This is a genomic window from Dongia sp. (genome assembly GCF_041906375.1).
Lineage (GTDB): Bacteria > Pseudomonadota > Alphaproteobacteria > Dongiales > Dongiaceae > Dongia.
Window position 1 is genome coordinate 425,121 of record NZ_JAYRJJ010000001.1, and the last position, 17,362, is coordinate 442,482.

The window sequence follows — 17,362 nt, forward strand, 5'->3', positions numbered from 1 at the left end:
ATTTCAGAAGCGTAGCGCCAGGTATAGGGCGATGTCCAACCTCGATTTGACGACAGCAGATTTCAGCAAATTGCCCTCCTGCGGCGATTTCGACTTTCGCATAGCCCGGGACGGCACCTGGTTCTATCGCGGCTCGCCGATCGGACGTAAACCCCTGGTGCGCTTATTTTCCACGGTATTGCGGCGAGAAAATGACGGCTCCTACTGGCTGGTGACGCCGGTTGAGCGCGGCCGCATCACCGTCGATGACGCCCCTTTCGTGGCCGTGGAGATGACTGTGACAGGGATCGGACCCAGGCAAAGCCTCGCCTTTCGGACGAATGTTGACGATTGGGTGACGGCCGACGCCGAACACCCCATCCGCGTCGAGCTGGGGCCGGACGGCGCACCCAGCCCCTATATAAGGGTGCGGGGGGGCCTGGATGCTCTCATTGCCCGGCCGGTATTCTACCAACTGGTCGATCTGGCGGAGACTCGGGTGTTGGGAAACCAGGCCGAGCTCGGCATCTGGAGCAACGGTGCCTATTTCCCGCTCGGCTTGACTGAGGCGGCATGATGCCAAGAGATCTCGTCCTGACGCGATTCCGTGATGTCGTGCCCGGCCGGCGCGCGGCTCCCGGCGTGCAAGTGCCGCGCGGTGATGATGACCTCAATCCCGACATGCGGGCCGAAATGGAGGGGCGCAAGCTGGTCCAGGCGGCCGTCCTGGTGCCGCTCGTCGACCACCCGGAAGGGATGACGGTGCTGCTCACGCGCCGCACCGACCATCTTCACGATCATGCCGGGCAGATCAGCTTTCCCGGCGGGCGCGTCGATCCGGAAGACGTCGACGCCATCGCCGCCGCCTTGCGCGAGACGGAAGAGGAAACCGGCCTGCCGCGTGCCCATATCGACCTCATCGGACAGCTCGACACCTATGTGACGCGCACTGGCTTCGAGGTAACGCCGGTGGTGGGCCTGGTGCGCCCAGGCTTCACGCTCAATCCCGACACGTTCGAAGTCGCCGAAGTGTTCGAGGTGCCGCTGGCCTTTTTCCTCGCGCCTGACAGCCGCCGCATGGAAAGCCGCATCTGGCAGGGCCGCACGCGCTATTTCTACGTCTATCCTTACGGTGACTATTACATCTGGGGAGCTACGGCAGGCATGCTCAACAACCTCGCTGAAATCCTCGGCGACAGCAGCCAGGCGACGGTCGGCTGATGCGGGCCTTTCTGGAAATCGCCATCCCTCTATTGCTGCCGGCGCTCGTCTACTGGCTCTATCTGCAGATCCAGGAAAAGCGCGGCCGAACGGTGCGCGAGGTGCCGCTCTCCTGGCTGGCGGTGATCGGCGTCTTTTTCGTCCTCATCGTCCTCGTCGCCGGCTGGCTCGCCGGCTCTGAGCCGCCCGAGGGAAAATATGTGCCGCCCAGCGTCGTCGACGGAAAAATCGTGCCCGGCCACTTCGAGTAGCGTCGCGCGACAAAGGCTATTATCTAGCCTTCCTTGATAATGTTTATGAACAGTCCGGCGATTGTGTGCGCCTGACGCTGTGCCATGCTGAGCGACAAACTGGCGGAAATCCGCGCGTTAGGACGAGGCTCGCGAGGCGATTCCATGGGGCGATTGACCACCCACGTGCTCGACACGGCGCATGGTCTGCCGGGGGCTGGCATGCGGGTCGAACTCTACCGGCTAGGAGCGGAGCGCGTGCTGGTGGCCGAGGCGCGGACCAATGCCGATGGGCGCTGCGATCGGCCGCTGTTGGAGGGTGCTGCCCTCGTCGCCGCCACCTATGAACTCGACTTTCATGCCGGCGACTATTTCGCCGCCCGCGGACTCGTTCTGCCGCAGCCGCGCTTTCTTGATGTCGTGACCTTGCGTTTCGGCATCAGCGACCCGGCGCAGCATTACCACGTGCCGCTCTTGGTCTCGCCTTACGCCTATTCCACCTATCGCGGTTCGTGAGGGGGCATGGCGATCCGTTATCTCCTCGGCCATGAATTGCAGACGGTTGAGCCGCAATCGCCAACCGAGACGGTGCTGGATCATTTGCGGCTGCGCCGGCATCGACTCGGCACCAAGGAAGGCTGCGCAGAAGGCGATTGTGGCGCCTGCACGGTGGTGATCGGCGAGGTGCGCGATGGTGCGATGGCCTATCGCGCGGTCAATTCCTGCATTCAGTTCGTGGGCACGCTGGACGGCAAGCAACTCATCACGATCGAGGACCTGCGCGACGCCGACGGCGCGCTGCACCCGGTCCAACAGGCGATGGTGGAAGCACATGGTTCGCAATGCGGCTTCTGTACCCCCGGCATCGTCATGTCGCTCTTCGCGCAAGCCAAGAACGCGCAGCGCTACGATCCGACAGCAACGGCCGATGCCTTGGCGGGCAATCTGTGCCGCTGTACCGGCTACGGTCCGATCCAGCGCGCGGCCGAGATAGCGTTTCAGAACAAAGCGGCCGACGCATTCGACTTGATGCAGGGGAAGACGATCGCGCAATTGCAGGCGATCAAGCCGACCGGGTCAACGCCGGACTATTTTTCGCCGCGCAGTTGCGCAGAGTTGGCGGATGTCTATATGGCGCATCCGGACGCGACCCTGGTTGCCGGCGGCACCGATGTCGGCCTCTGGGTGACGAAGCAGCAACGCCAATTGCGGCCCGTCATATCGCTGTCGAACGTCCACGACCTGCGGCAGATCGTGGAGACGCCGACTCATCTCACCATCGGTGCCGGTGTTACCTATGCCGAGGCGCTACCGGTTCTGGCACCGCTGTGGCCTGATTTCGCCGAGGTGATACGCCGGCTTGGTTCGGCGCAGATTCGCAATGTCGCGACCCTCGGCGGCAATATCGCCAACGGTTCGCCGATCGGCGACGGACCGCCTTGCCTCATCGCCCTGGGGGCTTCGCTCATTCTGCGCCGGGGCACAGGCCATCGCTGTCTCCCGCTCGAAAAGTTCTTCCTGGCCTATGGCAAGCAGGACAGGCAGCCGGCCGAGTTTGTCGAAGCCATACATCTGCCCAAACCGGAGCCGGGCTGGGCCTTTCGCGCCTACAAGATTTCAAAGAGATTCGACCAGGACATCTCCGCCCTGCTTGGTGCCTTCCATGTGAAGATCGTCGACGGGATGGTGGCCGATATCCGTATTGCTTTCGGTGGCCTCGCCGGTACGCCTAAGCGCGCTGCGAAAGTCGAGGCGGCCTTGCGGGGAAAGCCCTGGTCGCAACAGAGGGTCGCACAAGCGGCGGAATCCTTCGCGGAGGATTATCAACCGATCAGCGACATGCGCGCCAGCGCCGAGTATCGGGCGAAGGTCGCCGGCAACCTGCTGCGTAAATTCCATCTCGAACTGACGCATCCAGAGGCCGAGACACGCGTCACTTTTGCCGGCAGGCGCACCCATGGCTGACATGGACCCGGTGCAAGTGCGAGGTCGTGTCGGCGAGGCGCGGCCGCATGATTCCGCCCGCAATCATGTGACCGGGGAGGCGCGCTATGTCGACGATCTGCCGGAGCCGGCGCGCTGTCTGCATCTTTGCGCCCGTGGCGCCGAGCGGGCGCATGCGCGGTTGACGAAACTGGACCTGTCGCGGGTCAGGAACGCGCCCGGTGTCGTTTGCGTGCTTACTGCCGCCGACATTCCGGGTGAAAATGACATCAGCCCGATTCATGCCCATGACGACCCATTGCTCTGCGGCGGGGAAGTCATGTTCTGGGGCCAGCCGCTCTTCTGCGTGGCGGCCGAAACGCGCGAAGCTGCCCGGGCTGCGGTCCGCCTGGCGGAGATCGATTATGAAGATCTGCCGGCAATCCTTACTATTGAGGAGTCGCTGAAGGCGAAGAGCTTCGTGCTCGAGGAGCAACGGTTGACCAAGGGCGACGCCGCAGCGGCCATCGCCGCGGCACCACATCGATTGGCCGGCTGCTTCCGTCATGGTGGACAGGACCACTTCTATCTTGAAGGGCAGGTGTCGCTTGCCATACCGACCGAAGATGGCGACGTCCATATCCATTGTTCGACACAACATCCGACCGAAGTGCAGATGAATGTGGCGCAGGTGCTGGGGCGACCCGCCAATGCGGTGACGGTGGAAGTCAGGCGCATGGGCGGCGGCTTCGGCGGCAAGGAATCCCAGGCGACGCAATGGGCGGCACTGGCGGCACTCACGGCGGCCAAAACCGGCCGTCCTGCCAAATTCCGCCTGGATCGCGACGACGACATGGTGATGACCGGCAAGCGGCATGACTTCGTCATCGACTGGCAGGTCGGCTTCGATGATAGGGGCCGCATTCTCGGTGTCGATTTCGTGCAATCGGCGCGGGCTGGATTCTCGGCCGATCTCAGCGGCGCCATTGCCGATCGAGCCATGTTCCACGCCGACAATGCCTATTATCTCGACCATGCCAGCATCCTCTCCCATCGCTGCAAGACACATACGGTTTCCAACACGGCCTTTCGCGGCTTCGGCGGCCCGCAGGGTATGCTCGGCATCGAGGAAGTCATCGACGCCATCGCCCGGCATCTGCGGTGCGATCCGCTCGACGTGCGTCGCGCCAATTTCTACGGCAAGGGCGAGCGCGATGTAACGCCCTATCATATGAGGGTCGAGGATTGCATTATCGCCGAGCTGACGGCGGAGCTGGAGCGAAGTAGTGACTATCGCGCCCGGCGCGCGGCGATCGCCGCGGCGAATGCGACAGAAGGCATCATCAAGCGCGGTATCGCCCTGACGCCGGTCAAGTTCGGCATTTCTTTCACCACCAGTTTCCTCAACCAGGCAGGAGCGCTCGTCCACATCTACAGCGACGGCTCGGTCCATCTCAATCATGGCGGGACCGAGATGGGGCAGGGCCTGTTCCAGAAGGTGGCGCAGGTGGTGGCCGAGGAGCTGCAGATCGATATCGACCGTATCAAGATTTCCGCGACGCATACCGGCAAGGTGCCAAATACGTCGGCGACGGCGGCCTCCTCCGGTTCCGACATGAACGGCAAGGCGGCACAGGCGGCGGCAACTACCTTGAAGGACCGGCTGATCGATTACGCAGCGCAACATTTCCAGGTGGCGCGGTCAGACATCACTTTCCTGCGCAACCGCATTCGTGCCGGGTGCCAGGAAATCAGCTTCGACGCGCTGGTGAGGCTTGCCTACCTCAACCGGGTGCAATTGTCCGCCACCGGTTTCTATAAGACGCCGAAGATTCACTATGATCGCGCGACCGCCAGCGGAAGGCCGTTCTATTACTTCGCCTATGGCGCCGCGGTGAGCGAGGTCGCGGTAGACACCTTGACTGGCGAGTATCGCGTGACCCGGGTCGATATCCTTCACGATGTCGGCCGCTCGCTCAACCCGGCCATCGATCTGGGACAGGTCGAGGGTGGCTTCATCCAGGGCATGGGTTGGCTGACCACCGAAGAATTGGTGTGGGACGAGAAGGGGCGCCTGCGGACCCACGCACCCAGTACGTACAAAATTCCGACGATGAGCGACCGACCCCTTGATTTCCGCGTGCGTCTTCAGGATTTTGCCGAGAATGTCGAGGAGTCGATTCACCGTTCGAAAGCAGTGGGCGAGCCGCCCCTGATGCTGGCGATTTCGGTCTTTCGGGCTCTTTCGGATGCGATTGCGAGCCTGGGCGATTATCGACACTTGCCGAAACTTGACGCGCCGGCGACACCGGAGCGCATGCTGGCCGCGATCGACGAGATGCGGGCGCGGCTTTCATGAACGCTCGTCCTGCCGACATGGTGCTCACGATAGCGCTTGCCAGCGTCGAGATGGGCCGGCCGGCGGTGCTGGTGACCATCGCTGCGGCCAAGGGTTCGACGCCGCGCGTGCCGGGCACGCGCATGCTGGTCGATGCCGATGGCATTGTCGGCTCGGTCGGCGGCGGCCAGCTCGAATTCGAGATCATTGCCAGTGCGCGCGCGCTGCTGGCCCAAGGGCCTAGTGTCACGGTACGGCAGCATTTCATCCTGGGGCCCGATCTCCGGCAATGCTGCGGCGGCGCTCTCGACATCGTGCTGGAGCCGCTGGCCCCGGACTCGGCCGATTGGCTGCGCCAGGTCCTGGCCTGGGAGAGTGCCGGCCGGTTCTGGGAAAGCAGTCTTGCGGTCGGGGCGCCGAGTTCCGCGCGCTGCCTCACCCTTCTTGCCGATCCGCCGGTGGAACCCGGCACGGCACGCCTGCGCAAGGTGGGGGAGGGCAGTCACCTTGTCGAAACATCCGGCATGCCGTGGCCGACTCTTTACCTCTTCGGCGCGGGGCATGTGGGGCGTGCCTTGGTGCGGCTGCTGGGCGATTTGCCTTTCCATGTGGTGTGGAGCGATGCGCGCGAGGATATTTTTCCGTCCGCCATCCCGGGCAATGTCGCGACTGATGCCGGCGACCAGATGGTGGAACTGATCAAAGCAGCGCCAGCGGATGCTCATTTTCTGGTCATGACGCATAGTCATGCGCTGGACTTTGAGCTGGTCCAGGCAATCCTGGCCAAGGAAACCTTTGGCAGTCTTGGATTGATCGGCAGCGATACCAAGAAGGCACGGTTCGTGCAGCGTCTGCGCGCGGACGGTGTTCCAGCCGAAACGCTGGCCAGGTTGCAATGCCCGATCGGCATTCCCGGCATCAAAAGCAAGATTCCGGCGGCGATTGCCATCGCCGTGGCGGCCGAACTGCTGGCGCGAGGAAATGCCGCGACGGGGGTGCAATTGGCCGGCTGATCGCCTATAAGATCGGCGAACGCGAAAGACCCGGCCCGGATGGCATTTCCGGGCGAATCGGGCGGAGGAACGGGGATGGCTTTGGTGAAAACCGGAGATGCAGGACGGGCGCTGTCGGTGCAGCCCTTGCTGCGCCTGTCCGGTATCGTCAAACAGTTCCCCGGCTGCCTTGCCAATGACCATGTCGATCTTGCCATCATGCCGGGCGAGATTCATGCTTTGCTCGGTGAAAATGGTGCCGGCAAGTCGACCCTGGTCAAAATCATTTACGGCGTGCAGCAACCGGATGCAGGCGAGATCGCCTGGCGGGGGGCACGGACGGTGATCGCCAGCCCGTCCTTTGCGCGCAATCTCGGCATCGGCATGGTGTTCCAGCATTTCTCGCTGTTCGAGGCGCTGACCGTGGCCGAGAACATCGCCCTTGGCATCAATGACAGGAAGCTGCGCAAGGATCTCACGCATCGCATCGTCGAGGTGTCGGAGGCCTATGGGTTGCCGCTCGACCCCAATCGCGCGGTGCATGACCTGTCGGTCGGCGAAAGGCAGCGGATCGAAATCGTGCGCTGCCTGCTGCAGGACCCGAAGCTCCTGATCATGGACGAACCCACCTCGGTGCTGACCCCGCAGGAGGTGGAGAAACTCTTCACCACATTGCGGCGCCTGGCCGGCGAGGGTTGCGCCATTCTCTATATCAGCCACAAGCTCGACGAGATCCGGGCGCTGTGCGAGCGCGCCACGATCATGCGTCTGGGCCGCGTCGTCGCCGAGTGCGATCCGCGCCAGGAAAGTGCCAAGAAGCTGGCCGAGCTGATGATCGGCACGTCGCTGAAGGCGCCGATCCACGGCCGGCAGGCGGATGAAAGTGCGGCGACGCGCCTTGAGGTCCGCAATCTTTCAATCAAATCCGACCAGCAATTCGGCACGGATCTCAAGAGCATCAGCTTTACGGTGCGCGCAGGCGAAATCCTCGGCATCGGTGGCATCGCCGGTAACGGCCAGAATGAGCTGATGGCAGCTCTCTCGGGCGAGACTCTTTCGGCCGAGGCCGGCACGATCTCGCTCGACGGTGTTGCCATCGGCAAGCTGGGGCCGGACGGCCGCCGCGCATCGGGCGGCTGTTTCGTGCCCGAAGAACGCAACGGTCATGGTGCCGTGCGCGATATGACTCTGGCCGAGAACGCGCTCCTCTCCGGTTATCGCCGCCGTGGCCTGGTGCAGATCGGCGTCATCGATGACAGCCGCACCACCAGCTTTGCCGGCGAAGTAATCAAAGGCTTCGACGTGCGCACGACCGGCCCGAAGGCCGAGGCGCGCTCGCTATCGGGCGGCAATCTGCAGAAATTCATTGTCGGGCGCGAGATTCTTCAGAAACCAGCGGTGCTGGTGGTATCGCAACCCACCTGGGGGGTCGATGCAGGAGCCGCCGCGGCCATTCACCAGGCCCTGCTCGATCTTGCCGCGCAGGGTGCGGCGATTGTCGTCATTTCCCAGGACCTCGATGAAATCATGGCGATCGCCGATCGGATCGCCGTCATCGCCGGTGGCCGCCTGTCGCCGGCCATGGCCGTCGGTTCCGTTACGATCGAGGAAATCGGGCGCCTGATGGGTGGCGTATCTACCACCTCGCCAGCGGAGGCCGCTCATGCGTCTTGAAGTCATTCCGCGTGGCGCAAGATCGCAGCTGTGGACCTATGCCTCGCCGGTCCTTGCCATCATCCTTACCCTTATCACGGCGGCGGTGATCTTCCTGCTTCTCGGCAAGGATCCGCTCGAGGCGCTGCGTGTCATGTGGGTTGATCCGCTGCTGACCAAGCGCGGCTTCTCCGAACTTTTCGTCAAGGCGGCGCCGCTCGTCATGATCGCCGTCGGCCTGTCGCTCGGTTTCCGTGCCAATGTCTGGAACATTGGGGCCGAGGGCCAATACATCATGGGCGCCATCTTCGCCACCGGCGTGGCGCTCTATTTCTATGACGTCGAAAGCTTTCCCGTCTGGGTGCTGATGATTCCGGCGGGCATTCTCGGTGGCATGTTCTGGGGCGCCATCCCGGCGCTGCTCAAGACGCGATTCAATGCCAGCGAGATTCTGACCAGCCTGATGCTGACCTATGTGGCGAGCCTTGCCCTGCTCTATCTGGTGGTGGGGCCGTGGAAGGATCCGGAAGGTTACGGCTTCCCGCAATCGCGCTTGCTCACCGCGGCGGCGAGTTCGCCGCATCTCATTCCCGGCACGCGCATTCATGTCGGTGTTGTGGTGGCTATCCTGATCGTCGGTATCGGCTGGTTCCTGCTCTCCAAATCGCTGCTCGGCTTTAAGCTGAAGGTCGCGGGTCAGGCGCCGCGCGCTGCGGCCTATGCCGGCTTTTCGACAAAATCGCTGATCTGGCTTTCGATGCTGGTGGGCGGCGGCCTCTCGGGCTTGGCCGGCATGTTCGAAGTGGCTGGGCCAATCGGGCAGCTTACGCCGGCGCTGCCAACTGGCTATGGCTTCACGGCGATCATCGTCGCCTTCCTTGGGCGGCTGCATCCGGTGGGGGTCCTTTTTGGCGGATTGGTGCTGGCGCTCTCTTATCTCGGCGGCGAAAAGGCGCAGATCGCCTTAGGGCTGCCGGCGGCCGTCACTAAGATCAACCAGGGCATCCTGCTGTTCTATCTGCTGGCCTGCGATCTTCTCATCCGCTACCGCATTGCGGTCGTGACTCCGTCGCGGGGGGCCGTGTGATGGACAGCCTCGTCTTCACCTCGGTCGTCCTCTCGATCATCTCCGCATCGACCCCCTTGCTGCTGGCGGCGACCGGTGAACTGGTGACGGAGAAATCCGGCGTTCTCAATCTCGGCGTCGAGGGGATGATGCTGGTCGGTGCCGTCATCGGCTTTGCGGTGACATTGACCTCGGGCAGCGCCTTAATTGGCATTGTTGCGGCGGCCATGGCGGGCGCATTGATGGCGCTCATTTTTTCCGTTCTCACCTTGACCCTGCTTGCCAACCAAGTGGCGACGGGCCTCGCCCTTACCATTTTCGGCATCGGGCTCGCGGCGATGATGGGGGCCTCCTATGTCGGCCAGCCGGTCGAACGGCTCCCGGCGCTGAGCCTGCCAATTCTCAGCGACCTGCCGGTGGTCGGTCGCATTCTTTTCGGCCAGGACGGGCTGGTCTATTTCTCCTTCATCGCCCTTGGCGGCACGATCTGGTTCCTGTTCCACACGCATGCGGGTCTGGTCCTGCGCGCGGTGGGGGATTCGGCCGATGCCGCCCATGCCATCGGCTATCCGGTCATCGCCATACGCTATGGTGCCGCCCTTTTCGGCGGTGCGATGAGCGGCCTGGGCGGTGCCTATCTGTCCTTAAGCTATACCCCGATGTGGGCCGAGGACATGACGGCCGGGCGCGGCTGGATCGCGCTGGCGCTCGTGGTCTTCGCCACCTGGCGACCGTTGCGACTGTTGCTGGGTGCCTATCTGTTCGGTGCCATCACCATCCTGCAGTTCCATGTGCAGACGATGGGTCTCGGCATCCCGACGCAGTTGGTGTCGATGCTGCCTTATCTCGCTACCATCGCCGTGCTGGTGGTGATTTCCACCGACCGGTCCAAGATCCGTCTCAACGCCCCGGCCTGCCTTGGGCGGCCATTCCATGTCACCGGCTAGGGTTCGATCACGCGGAATTTGATGGCCTTGCCATCCGGTTCCGATCCACTATTTGCCATTCAAAAAAGAGGAGGCTTTCATCATGTCGATCAAACGCAGAACCTTCATCCAAGCGGCCGGCGCTGGCCTTGCCGCGGGCTCGCTGCCGCTTCTGGGAGGCAAGGCGCGTGCGGCCGATTTCAAGGCCGGCTATATCTATGTGGGCCCCATCGGCGATTTCGGCTGGTCCTACCAGCACGACCAGGGCCGTCTTGCGGCCGACAAGGCGCTGGGCATTACCTCGACCTATGTCGAGAAGGTGCCGGAAGGAGCCGATGCCGAGCGCGTCATCCGCGAGTTGGCCGATACCGGGCACGGCATCATCTTCACCACATCCTTCGGCTTCATGGACGCGACGCTGAAGGTCGCACGCGACTATCCCGATGTGAAATTCGAACATGCCACCGGCTACAAGCGCGCCGACAATGTCGCGACCTACAACATCCGCTTCTATGAAGGTCGCTACATCCAGGGCGTCATCGCCGGCAAGATGTCGAAGTCAGGCGTCGTCGGCTATATCGGCTCGATACCGATCCCCGAAGTCATCATGGGCATGAACGCCTTCATCCTCGGTATGCGATCGGTGAACCCGAATGCCAAGATCAAGCAGGTCTTTATCAACGCCTGGTACGATCCCGGCAAGGAGGCCGATGCGGCCAAGGCGCTGCTCGATCAGGGTGCCGACCTCATGGCCCAGCACACGGATTCGCCGGCACCTCTGCAGGTGGCCGCCGAACGCGGCCTCAAGGGCTTCGGCCAGGCGTCGGACATGATCAAGTTCGCGCCCAATGCCCAGCTCACTTCCTCGATCGACCATTGGGACGGCTATTACACCGAGCGCTGCAAGGCGGCGATGGATGGCAGCTGGAAGAGCGAGGATGTCTGGCACGGCCTCGATACCGGCATGCTGAAGATGGCGGATTACGCCAACATGCCGGATGACGTGAAGAAGCTGGCCATGGACACGGAAGAATCCATCCGGACCGGCAAGCTTGTCATCTTCAAGGGCCCGATCAATGCCCAGGACGGCAGTGTCAAAGTTGCCGCTGGCCAGACACTCAATGACGGGGAAATCGCCGGGATGAACTGGCTTGCCGAAGGCGTCGAAGGCGACCTCCCGAAGTAATCGGGCGTAATTGAAGAAAGGCTCCGTTCGCCGCGAGGCGTGCGGGGCCTTTTTCGTTAGATCTTCAGTTTCAGTTCCCGTTCCCAGACTGGCTTCGGCCCCAGCACTTCCACCAGGAAATCGATGAAAGCGCGCACGCGGGCAGGGACATGGGTGCCGTGGGGATAGAGGGCGTGGATGGCATCCGCCACCGGCGGGAAGTCGCCGAGCACAACCTTGAGGCGGCCGGCATTCAGATGATCGACGATCTCCCAGATCGATTTCAGCGCCAGGCCGTGGCCGGCGAGGCACCAGTCGAGCAGGACCTCACTATTGTCACTGTCCATATTGCCGGCAACGCGCAAGGTCTGCGGCCCGTCCGGCGTGGTGAGGGTCCAGCGATATTGCTTGGAACCGGGAAAGCGCAGCAGCAGGCAATTGTGCTCAAGCAGATCTTCGGGTGTCTTCGGCGCAGCGCGTGCATTGAGATAACTTGGCGCTGCCACGATCACGCGGCGGTCGGTGGCGAGGTTGCGCACGATGGCCGATGAATCTTCCAGGATACCGATGCGGATGGCGAGATCGATGCGCTCCTGGATGAGGTCCGAGAAGCGATCGGTCAATTGCAGGCGCACCTGCATCTGCGGGTAACGGGCGAGAAAGGCGCCGATATGCGGCGCCACATATTGCCGGCCGAAAGCGACGGGAAGCGAGACCTTGATCGGTCCGCGCGGCTCATCGGTGCGCTGGGACAGTAGATTTTCCACCTGCTCCAGCTCATTGAGGATCGACAGGCAATGCTGATAGAAGGCGGCCCCTTCCTCGGTCGGGTTCACCCTTCTGGTCGTGCGATTGAGAAGCCGGGCATTGAGGTCACCCTCCAGCCGGGCGATGCGGTTGGAGACCACGGCGGGCGAGAGCCGGAGGTCGCGGCCGGCCGCCGACAAGCTGCCCAGTTCGACCACCCGGGCGAAGATGGAAAGATCCTCGGTATGTGGCATGGAACCTCATTTTATCCGGTTTCTTGAAGATCATTATCCATCAATGCCAGTCTGGCAAGGTCGGCGGCCCCGGAGGGCTTTGTTATCCTGTGCTTTCCCACGGGATGGAGCGTCGCATGGATCCGATCTTGGCCGAATGGCTGAGCCTCGCCATACGCTGGATTCATGTGATGACAGGCATCATGTGGATCGGCACCTCGTTCTTCTTCATCTGGCTGGATTCCAGCCTACGTCACTATGCGGAGCCCAAGCCCGGCATCGCCGGCGAGAGCTGGCTGGTGCATGGCGGCGGTTTCTATGCGGTGGAGAAATTCCTGGTCGCACCGGGCGCCATGCCCAAGGAACTGCACTGGTTCAAATATGAAGCCTATTTCACCTGGGCCTCAGGCTTTCTGCTGCTGGCGCTCATCTACTACTACGGCGCCGAACAGAATCTCATCGACCCTTCGGTAAGCGACCTCTCGCCCGGCCAAGCGATCCTTGTCAGCCTCGGCCTGCTTGCCGGCGGCTGGATCGTTTACGATCTGTTGTGCCGATCGCCGATCGGGCGCAGCACGGGAGCGCTGGCCGCCGGCGTGTTCCTGCTGGTGGCGCTTGCAGCCTATTTCTCCACCGCGGCCTTCAGTGGCCGCGCCGCTTATCTCCATGTGGGGGCGTTCATCGGCACGATCATGGCGGCCAATGTCTTCATGATCATCATCCCCAACCAGAAGAAAGTGGTGAAGGCGCTGCTGGCGGGCGAGGCGCCGGACCCGGCGCTCGGCAAACAGGCCAAGCAGCGCTCGTTGCATAACAACTATCTCACCCTGCCGGTCGTCCTGATGATGATCAGCAATCACTATCCCATCATGTATGAAAGCCCCTATCGCTGGGTCTTTGTCATGGGCGCCGTGACCTTGAGCGGCCTGTTGCGCGCCTATGCCAACGCCAAGAACGCCGGCGCACCCGGCGACAAGGTGAGCTATCTGCTGGTTCTGGCCTTGGGCCTCGGCATGTCCCTGGCGGCGCTTCCGGCCATCAAAGGCGGGCCAGGTATCGACATCGGCCGCAAGGTCGAGTTGGTCGAGGCCGCCGCCATCATCCAGCAACGCTGCACTGCCTGCCATTCGGCTTCGCCGACGGACGCCTTCTTCAAGGCGCCGCCCAAGGGCATTGCCTTCGACAGCGCTGCCGAAATCCGCCGCTATGCGCCGATGATCGAGCGCGTGGCCATAGCGACGAAGATGATGCCGCTCCGTAACAAGACCAAGATGACGGATGAGGAACGCGCCGTGCTTGGCGCTTGGATCGCCAATGCGGCCGCGCACGGAGAAGGCGAATGAGCGGCCTGCGCTTCCGGCAATCGCCCCACCACCTTGCGCGCGCGGAATTCGTCGCCGGTTTTGGCCGGGTTTACGAACATTCACCCTGGATCGCAGAGACGCTGTTCGATCGCGGGCTTGATCCCGCCCATGACCAGCTCGACAGCCTTGCGGTAGCATTGCAGGAGATTGTCGAGGCGGGCGGCGAGGTGCGGCAGCTTGCCTTGCTGCGTGCCCATCCAGATCTTGCCGGCAAGCTCGCAATGGCCGGCGAACTGACGCCTGAATCCCGCGGCGAGCAGGCCGGCGCCGGCCTCGACCAATGTTCACCCGCCGAATTCGCCCGCTTCCAGGAACTCAACAGGTCCTATACGGCCCGTTTCGGATTCCCCTTCATCCTCGCCGTCAAGGGCAAGTCGCGCGCCGAGATCCTGGCAGCGTTCGAGATGCGGGTGAAAAACGACACGCGGACCGAATTCCGCACGGCGCTCGATCAGGTGCACCGCATCGCCTATTTGCGCCTGCGGGATCTGTGCGGCCCGACCTAGAGCTTCGAGAGGAGAGTCGAGAGGGCAGCTTCCTGCTCGGCCGAGGGCATTATGATGGGGTCCGGATTGGCAGCCGCGACGGCGGAGCCGTGCAGGATGGCGACGTCCTTGCCACAGCATTGCCGCAACGCCAATGACAGCAATTTGGCATCGATCGGCTTCGAGACATAGGCCGTCATGCCGGCACTCAGATAACGTTCTCGATCGCCGGCCATGGCGTTGGCGGTGAGGGCGATGATTGGCAGAGTCTTGTAGTCGCCGCCGAGATTACGAATCTCGCGTGTCGCCATGATGCCGTCCATGTTGGGCATCTGCACATCCATCAGGATGGCGTCGAAATCCCCGCGCTGGACGGCGACGACGGCCTCGACACCGTCGCTGGCAATCTCGGTCTCGTGACCGACTGCTTCCAGCATGGCGCAGATGACCTTCTGGTTGATGAGATTGTCTTCAGCCACGAGCAATCTCAGATGGCGCGCGCCCGGATTGTCCAGCAGAGCCTGATCTTTGCTGCGGAACTGGCTGGCGGCCTCGGGAACCATATCGGCTTCATCGAGTTCCAGATGCATCCAGAAATCGGAGCCCTGTCCGGGCTGCGAATTGACACCGACCGAGCCACCCATCAACTGCATGAGTTCACGACAAATGGCGAGACCCAGTCCGGTTCCGCCGTAGCGGCGCGTCATGGAAGCATCGGCCTGGGTAAATTTCTGGAACAGGCGCGATTGAACGTCCTTCTCGATCCCGATGCCGGTGTCATGCACGACGACCTCAAGGTCCCATTTCTTGTTGCCGACGGGGGCGGCGTCTACCTTCACCAGAATGCCGCCCTTATGGGTGAACTTGACGGCATTGCCGAGGAAATTGGCCAGCACTTGGGCGATGCGGGCGGAATCGCCATAGAGTGCCTTGGGAACATGCGGTGCGATCTCGTAAGTGAGGTCGAGCCGCTTCGATATGGCGGACGGGCGCCACAGGGCCACCAAATCGTCGATCATGTCGGCGACCGCGAAGGGCGCCAGATTGAGGTCAAGGCGGCCCGCTTCGATCTTCGAGATATCAAGAATGTCATTGAGAATGGAAAGAAGACCCCGCGCCGAACTTTCCAGGGTCAGGAGCTTTTCCTGCTGGTCGGCATTGAGCGGCGTGTTCTTGAGCATATGCACCATGCCGATGACGCCGTTCATGGGCGTGCGGATCTCATGGCTCATTGAAGCGAGGAATTCGGATTTGATGCGGTTGGCGGTGTCGGCAACGTCGCGCGCCTTGCGGAGGTCCTGGTTGAGGATGGCGAGCTCCTCGCTGCGCCGTGTCAGCGCCTCTTCGGCAAGGCGCCGTTCGATGGCATTACCGCGAAAGACCTCCAATGCGCGCGCCATGCGGCCGATTTCGTCGGTGCGGTCGGTGAAGGGGACCAGCGAATTGAGGTTCCCGGCCGAAAAACGCTGCATCAATGCCGTCATGCGGTCGAGCGGCCGGCTCACCAGATGCAGCGCCAGCAAGGTCAATCCCAGTAGCACCACGGCGAGCGCGCCATTGGTCGCGACCAGCGAATGCAGATAGGTCGTGCGCGCAATTTCCAGCGGCGCCTTTGAAAGGGTCACGCTGATATTGCCGACAGGCCGACCCTCGACCAGAATGTCGGCGCGGCCTTCGACTGTATTACCCGGCGTTATGGGAATGGGACTGCCGTCATCGGCCGCCGCATCGACGGCGACAAATTCCAGCCCACTCGATTCACGGATCACGGCGCGGGCAAATCCGCCGATGACGCGCATCGCCTGTAGCTGCCCCTTGGCGGCTTCGCGGTCATACTCCCAGACCGCATTCGCGACGGCCCCTGCATAGAGAAGGGAGAGGTTGTCGGCGCTGTCCTGCAGATCGGCCAATTGGCGCTCCACGAACCGCCGGTCCTCAAGCACCACATAGGCAGCCTGAATCGCCAGGATGACGACGGCCAAAGCCAGCACCACCCTTGTTTTCAGACCGAAGCCTCGCCAGCGCTTATTCATGATCGGAGAATGGGCCGAACGCGGTTAACAGAGTATGTATTTTGCCGCGTAAAGTGTGGCTGCGCAGCAAATTCCGCAGCCGGCGTGTCCGAATGCCGCGGCCCACACGCTGTGGTTGCTCTTCCTCTTGATGCCATCGGCCAATCCGGTCTTGGGGCGAATCGAGCGGCTTGGCTACAGTTCGCCGAAAGGGGAATTGCCAAATGTCAGGTCATCCAGTCAGCCGCCGCAATCTGCTTGGAAAAATGACGGTGGGATCGCTCGCGGTTGGTACCGGGCTGGTGGGCTTGACCGCACCTTGGCGCCATGCGGCCTTGGCCGAGGGTGCTCCGCATTGGACCTATGAGGGGCCGGAGGGGCCGAGCCATTGGGGGCAATTGGCGCCGGATTTTGGGGTTTGTGGCACAGGTCAGCGACAATCGCCGATTGATCTCGCTGGGGCCGGTCTGGATCAGGCGGCGGACCTCGCGCTCGAATGGCAATCCTATGGCGCAACGGTCGAAAATAACGGCCATACATTGCAGGTGGCGGCACCCGACGGCACACCAAGTGCGCTCACGCTCGGTGGCAGGAAGTATGGTTTCCTGCAATTTCATTTCCATCATCCCAGCGAACATGCGGTGGGCGGCGGACGCTGGCCGCTGGAAGTGCATATGGTGCACAAGAGCGAGGCAGGAGATCTCGCTGTGACGGGTATCTTCTTCCGCCCTGGGCGCGAAAATGACGTGTTGGGCGCCATTCTCGCCCAGGCGCCGGCGACCAAGGGCAAGAAGCCGATGGCGCGACCGGTCGATATGAACCGTTTCCTGCCCGCATCGAACGCGACCTATCGCTATGCCGGTTCCCTGACGACGCCGCCATGCAGCGAAATCGTCAGTTGGATCGTCTTTCGCGAACCTGTCGAGGCCGCCATCGGTCAGATCGAAAGCTTCGCGCGGTTGTTCCCGATGAACGCCCGCCCCCTGCAACATGACTTTCAGCGCGGCATCGCGCTGGATCTGTTCTGA

At 62.5% G+C, this 17,362-nt stretch carries 16 protein-coding genes; 14 read left to right on the forward strand and 2 right to left on the reverse strand.

The annotated features are described in order from the left end of the window. Positions 1-31: 31 nt before the first annotated feature. The 11 genes from ACE3OA_RS01985 (at position 32) to ACE3OA_RS02035 (ending at position 11,514) form a co-directional block, all read left to right on the forward strand. Positions 32-556 (forward strand): DUF1285 domain-containing protein, encoded by a 525-nt coding sequence (locus ACE3OA_RS01985; RefSeq protein WP_374307275.1) that lies wholly within the window; start codon positions 32-34, stop codon positions 554-556. Further along, complete coding sequence (locus ACE3OA_RS01990; RefSeq protein ID WP_374307277.1) at positions 553-1,200, forward strand: CoA pyrophosphatase; 648 nt, start codon at positions 553-555, stop codon at positions 1,198-1,200. The genes ACE3OA_RS01985 and ACE3OA_RS01990 overlap by 4 nt, the downstream gene beginning before the upstream one ends. Continuing rightward, on the forward strand, positions 1,200-1,451 hold the full coding sequence (locus ACE3OA_RS01995) for a DUF6111 family protein (RefSeq protein ID WP_374307279.1): 252 nt from the start codon (positions 1,200-1,202) through the stop codon (positions 1,449-1,451). Before ACE3OA_RS01990 ends, ACE3OA_RS01995 begins: the two co-directional genes overlap by 1 nt. A 144-nt stretch (positions 1,452-1,595) precedes the next feature. Beyond that, entirely contained in the window at positions 1,596-1,946 is a 351-nt protein-coding gene (uraH, locus tag ACE3OA_RS02000) for a hydroxyisourate hydrolase (protein WP_374307281.1), read from the forward strand. Between the two features lie 6 nt (positions 1,947-1,952). Continuing rightward, complete coding sequence (gene xdhA / locus ACE3OA_RS02005) at positions 1,953-3,395, forward strand: xanthine dehydrogenase small subunit (RefSeq protein ID WP_374307284.1); 1,443 nt, start codon at positions 1,953-1,955, stop codon at positions 3,393-3,395. After that, positions 3,388-5,712 (forward strand): xanthine dehydrogenase molybdopterin binding subunit, encoded by a 2,325-nt coding sequence (gene xdhB, locus ACE3OA_RS02010; RefSeq protein WP_374307287.1) that lies wholly within the window; start codon positions 3,388-3,390, stop codon positions 5,710-5,712. Before xdhA ends, xdhB begins: the two co-directional genes overlap by 8 nt. Next, positions 5,709-6,704 carry a xanthine dehydrogenase accessory protein XdhC gene (gene xdhC, locus ACE3OA_RS02015; protein WP_374307290.1) on the forward strand — a complete coding sequence of 332 codons (996 nt, stop codon included), beginning with the start codon at positions 5,709-5,711 and terminating at the stop codon, positions 6,702-6,704. Before xdhB ends, xdhC begins: the two co-directional genes overlap by 4 nt. A gap of 75 nt (positions 6,705-6,779) precedes the next feature. After that, positions 6,780-8,357, forward strand: coding sequence for an ABC transporter ATP-binding protein (locus ACE3OA_RS02020; RefSeq protein ID WP_374307292.1), 1,578 nt, complete (start codon positions 6,780-6,782; stop codon positions 8,355-8,357). Next, positions 8,347-9,423: an ABC transporter permease gene (locus ACE3OA_RS02025; protein ID WP_374307294.1), complete on the forward strand. Its 1,077-nt coding sequence runs from the start codon at positions 8,347-8,349 to the stop codon at positions 9,421-9,423. Before ACE3OA_RS02020 ends, ACE3OA_RS02025 begins: the two co-directional genes overlap by 11 nt. After that, positions 9,423-10,349, forward strand: a complete 927-nt coding sequence (locus tag ACE3OA_RS02030; protein WP_374307296.1) for an ABC transporter permease — start codon at positions 9,423-9,425, stop codon at positions 10,347-10,349. The genes ACE3OA_RS02025 and ACE3OA_RS02030 overlap by 1 nt, the downstream gene beginning before the upstream one ends. Before the next feature lie 82 nt (positions 10,350-10,431). After that, positions 10,432-11,514 carry a BMP family ABC transporter substrate-binding protein gene (locus ACE3OA_RS02035; protein ID WP_374307298.1) on the forward strand — a complete coding sequence of 361 codons (1,083 nt, stop codon included), beginning with the start codon at positions 10,432-10,434 and terminating at the stop codon, positions 11,512-11,514. 56 nt (positions 11,515-11,570) lie between these two features. Here ACE3OA_RS02035 and ACE3OA_RS02040 read toward each other — a convergent pair whose 3' ends face one another. Continuing rightward, complete coding sequence (locus ACE3OA_RS02040; protein WP_374307300.1) at positions 11,571-12,494, reverse strand: LysR family transcriptional regulator; 924 nt, start codon at positions 12,492-12,494, stop codon at positions 11,571-11,573. Positions 12,495-12,610: 116 nt separating this feature from the next. On the opposite strand from ACE3OA_RS02040, the gene ACE3OA_RS02045 reads away from it, so the two are divergent. Then, complete coding sequence (locus tag ACE3OA_RS02045; RefSeq protein ID WP_374307303.1) at positions 12,611-13,816, forward strand: urate hydroxylase PuuD; 1,206 nt, start codon at positions 12,611-12,613, stop codon at positions 13,814-13,816. Further along, the gene (uraD, locus tag ACE3OA_RS02050; RefSeq protein WP_374307306.1) at positions 13,813-14,343 is read left to right on the forward strand and encodes a 2-oxo-4-hydroxy-4-carboxy-5-ureidoimidazoline decarboxylase; all 531 of its coding nucleotides are present in this window, start codon (positions 13,813-13,815) and stop codon (positions 14,341-14,343) included. The genes ACE3OA_RS02045 and uraD overlap by 4 nt, the downstream gene beginning before the upstream one ends. Here the strand turns inward: uraD and ACE3OA_RS02055 are convergent. Beyond that, complete coding sequence (locus ACE3OA_RS02055; protein ID WP_374307309.1) at positions 14,340-16,313, reverse strand: ATP-binding protein; 1,974 nt, start codon at positions 16,311-16,313, stop codon at positions 14,340-14,342. The two genes, uraD and ACE3OA_RS02055, sit on opposite strands and share 4 nt — an antisense overlap. 245 nt (positions 16,314-16,558) lie before the next feature. On the opposite strand from ACE3OA_RS02055, the gene ACE3OA_RS02060 reads away from it, so the two are divergent. After that, complete coding sequence (locus ACE3OA_RS02060) at positions 16,559-17,362, forward strand: carbonic anhydrase (RefSeq protein WP_374307311.1); 804 nt, start codon at positions 16,559-16,561, stop codon at positions 17,360-17,362.